Source organism: Psychrobacter sp. H7-1, from assembly GCF_904846585.1.
Lineage (GTDB): Bacteria > Pseudomonadota > Gammaproteobacteria > Pseudomonadales > Moraxellaceae > Psychrobacter > Psychrobacter raelei.
This window is the reverse complement of the sequence record NZ_CAJHBH010000082.1, coordinates 1-3,329: the sequence shown is the minus strand read 5'-3', so window position 1 is coordinate 3,329 and position 3,329 is coordinate 1. Positions and strand designations below refer to the sequence as shown.

Sequence of the window (3,329 nt, the reverse complement as noted above, 5' to 3'; positions counted from 1 at the left end):
GGTAATCGTCTGGATGTTGTTCAACATCTTTTAATAATGCTTCGTTAGGTATTTTACTGGGTGGTTTATTGCGAGTGAGTTTGATACTAGGATCTTTGAGCCAATTCTGTAGCGTGGCCTTACTAATGTCATAGAATGCAGAAGCGTGTCTGATACTCATACCTTGTTGTTTAACACTTTTAATCACTTGAGCACGAAAATCTGCTGAATAAGTCATAATCTTTTTACTTTTCGCTTGTTTTAAAACTAATGTACCACTTTTATAAAGGCTCTACTATATCTCATAGCTTTTTGGTACAGGTCGTGAAGAGGGATAAAATATAGTTTACATGCTGTTCAATAAATTCATCGGAAAAAGGGTCTTTCCCAGATAATCTTGCAAATTGAGGGGCAAAGGTATAAAGAGATGTGGCTGCCCCCAGCAATAAGTAGCGAATATGCATGCTGTCTCCTTGAGGAGCCAACCCTAGTTTCTGTGCTCTTCGAATAATATCCAGCTCTTCATCATAAATAGTGCGTAAATAGTTTTCAACAAACCAGTTAAGTCTTTCCGAATCCTCTTGATTGGCCTGGATCAAAAAATGATGAATATCAGGATAGTTAGCACAAAAATTTATAAAATCTTTTAATAGCACTCGTATTAAAGTCGGTGTTTCAACACCTTGCATGTTTTTACGCTTCTCAAAATTGTGTTCAGTGTAGATCTCAAAACATAATTTTGCAGTGGCTTTCCATAAGGCCTCTTTAGAGCCGAAATGATGGCTAATTAAGGTATGGTTCACCTCTGCTTTTTTAGCAATGGCGCGCGTTGAAACACCATCAAAACCTGTTGAAGCAAACTCGGAAAGGGCAGCTGATAATATCTTATTTTTAGTGTGTAATGAGCGCTCTTGCTCTGCACGTTCCACAGGCTTCTCTTGTTTTTAAGCTTCTCAACCCTTATACTAACCAACTGTTCAAGTATTAGATGTTAAGTTATATGGGTTCTTTGTTTTATTGTGTAAGGTATTATATGAGCTTGTCTGTCACCCAATCCCATACGTCAGCGATGATAGTGAAAACGTTGTTTGATCGTCTTGTACGGGCTTTGTTGTTGGCATAATTAGCCCGGGAACCGTGCAGACTTTCATTGCGCTTAAGCTCTTTTGATATGGTATTGGGACTTCTGCCTAATGCATCAGCTATAAATTTAATACTATGTTTCGCCCCTTTAAAGGCATACATCTGATATCGTTCACCTAGGCTTAGATGTGTATAGTTCATGGTTGCAATCTCACTTTGGCGGTGAATATCAACTTTGATGCTAGCGCATCTAGGTCTTTTTTTCACCTCGACTTTGGTATTGCACTTCATGTTTTAATCTAAGTTTAAATCGATTGTATCTTATTTAAAAAGGACCAACTATACAAAGAAAGACAGCAATGCGTATTAGGGTTTTAACTAAAGGAATGCTTACGTGGCAGATTCAGAAATCCAAGCTATTGAAAGTAGTAATAGCGTAAAGAATCTAAGTTTTACTGCCCTAACCGCTCTTGTGGTAGGTTCTATGATTGGGGCTGGTATTTTTTCGTTACCCCAAAATATTGCAGAAAAAGCCAGCGTTGGTGCAGCAATGATTGGTTGGTTAATTACCGGCTTTGGTATGCTGATGTTGGCTTTTGTGTTTCAAATGTTGTCTCGGCGCAAACCCGAGCTTGATAGCGGTGTTTATGCCTATGCTAAAGCTGGCTTTGGTAATTATATGGGCTTTAACTCGGCATGGGGGTATTGGCTAGTAGCATCGCTTGGCAATGTGAGTTATTACGTATTGATATTTGCCACCTTAGGGTACTTTTTTCCCGTATTTGGAGAGGGTAACACCATTGCTGCTGTTGCTGCCGCCTCATTATTATTATGGGCACTATACTTTATGCTAGCTCGCGGTATCGAGGGAGCAACGTTCATTAATCAACTGGTAACGATTGCTAAAATCATTCCTTTATTAACATTTATCGTCATCATGTTCACCGCCTTTAAAATGGATATTTTTACAAATGATTTTTGGGGAGCAATAACGCTTGTTGATGGTATAAACCTTGGTTCAGTTGGTGCTCAGGTTAAAAATATGATGATGGTTACTGTCTGGGTATTTATTGGTATTGAAGGTGCAAGCTTATTTTCTGCAAAGGCTAAAAAACGCTCGGATGTTGGCAAAGCGACGGTGGTCGGATTTTTATTCACCTTAGTATTGTTGATGTTTATTAACTTCTTATCTATGGGTGTTCTCGCACAACCGGAGCTTGCAGTATTAAAAAACCCGTCGACGGCTTATTTGTTAGAAATGGTGGTAGGTAAGTGGGGAGCGACCTTTATTTCCGTTGGCTTAATTATATCAGTATGTGGCGCCTTGTTAGCGTGGACTTTGTTTTGTGCCGAAGTCTTATACTCTGCAGCCGCTGACCATACCATGCCCAGTTTTTTGCATAAAACTAATGCTAAACGCGTGCCTGTTAACGCCTTACTACTTTCTTCAGCATCGACACAACTGTTTTTGATCATCACTTATTTTTCTGAAGGTACTTATACCACCTTACTCTATTTGGCAACGTCAATGATATTGCTGCCTTACTTTTTCTCAGCAGGGTATGGATTAATGGTTGCTAAAAACAAGGTCGGTTATGAGCATGCAGAGAGTAATTTTAATGATGTAATAGTGGCAGCTATCGCCGTTATTTATAGCTTATGGCTACTGTATGCCGCAGGTATTCAATACTTCGTCTTATCGGCATTACTCTATTTACCCGGAATAATCTTTTACATAAAAGCGCGTCAAGAGCAGCAAGCCACGCTATTTACCACTGCTGAAAAAATCATTTTAGGTATTATCGTTATCGCTGCTTTGTATGCCGCTTATGGATTATATACTCACACCTTAACGCTGTAGAAAATGGAATTTATAGAAGCTGAATAGGTAATCCTCCCCCGATAAATAAGAACACTTTAAAATAGAGATTAACTGTTAAAATATATCAGTAGGAGAATCCTATGAAAAAGACCTGTTTTAGCGACAACCAAATTGTCAACATCTTAAAACAAGCAGAACAAGGCGTACCTATCGCTGATTTATGCCTCAAAGCACGTTCTACAACTAGCGTTCTAAATATGGTGGCATGGATGCTGCGCTTATCAGTCGCTTAAAAAAGCTTGAGATTGAAAATGCTCGATTAGGGCGTGTTGAACATTCATAATTTGAGCCAGATATAAGCGCAAGCGAGAGCGACTGTATTTTCATAACTCTGCTTGAGCTTATCAAATCTGGTGGCAACCGCCCTATACTGCTTTAACTTGGC

At 39.1% G+C, this 3,329-nt stretch carries 4 protein-coding genes and 2 pseudogenes; 2 read left to right on the top strand and 4 right to left on the bottom strand.

What is annotated here, in order from left to right; translation table 11 throughout:
- The 3 genes from JMX92_RS13185 to JMX92_RS13175 all read right to left on the bottom strand — a co-directional run.
- Window positions 1-217: IS630 transposase-related protein (locus JMX92_RS13185; protein WP_201546129.1), on the bottom strand; the 217-nt coding region annotated here is incomplete at its 3' end.
- Window positions 218-281: 64 nt separating this feature from the next.
- Window positions 282-908, bottom strand: a complete 627-nt coding sequence (locus JMX92_RS13180; RefSeq protein ID WP_201546128.1) for a TetR/AcrR family transcriptional regulator — start codon at window positions 906-908, stop codon at window positions 282-284.
- 100 nt (window positions 909-1,008) lie between these two features.
- Entirely contained in the window at window positions 1,009-1,353 is a 345-nt protein-coding gene (locus JMX92_RS13175; protein ID WP_193031779.1) for a helix-turn-helix domain-containing protein, read from the bottom strand.
- Window positions 1,354-1,456: 103 nt separating this feature from the next.
- On the opposite strand from JMX92_RS13175, the gene arcD reads away from it, so the two are divergent.
- Window positions 1,457-2,923, top strand: a complete 1,467-nt coding sequence (gene arcD / locus JMX92_RS13170) for an arginine-ornithine antiporter (RefSeq protein ID WP_227675382.1) — start codon at window positions 1,457-1,459, stop codon at window positions 2,921-2,923.
- Window positions 2,924-3,024: 101 nt separating this feature from the next.
- A pseudogene (locus tag JMX92_RS13165) lies at window positions 3,025-3,215 on the top strand (transposase); the annotation flags it as partial.
- Between the two features lie 6 nt (window positions 3,216-3,221).
- Here JMX92_RS13165 and JMX92_RS13160 read toward each other — a convergent pair.
- Window positions 3,222-3,329 (bottom strand): annotated as a pseudogene (locus tag JMX92_RS13160) (IS5/IS1182 family transposase); the annotation flags it as partial.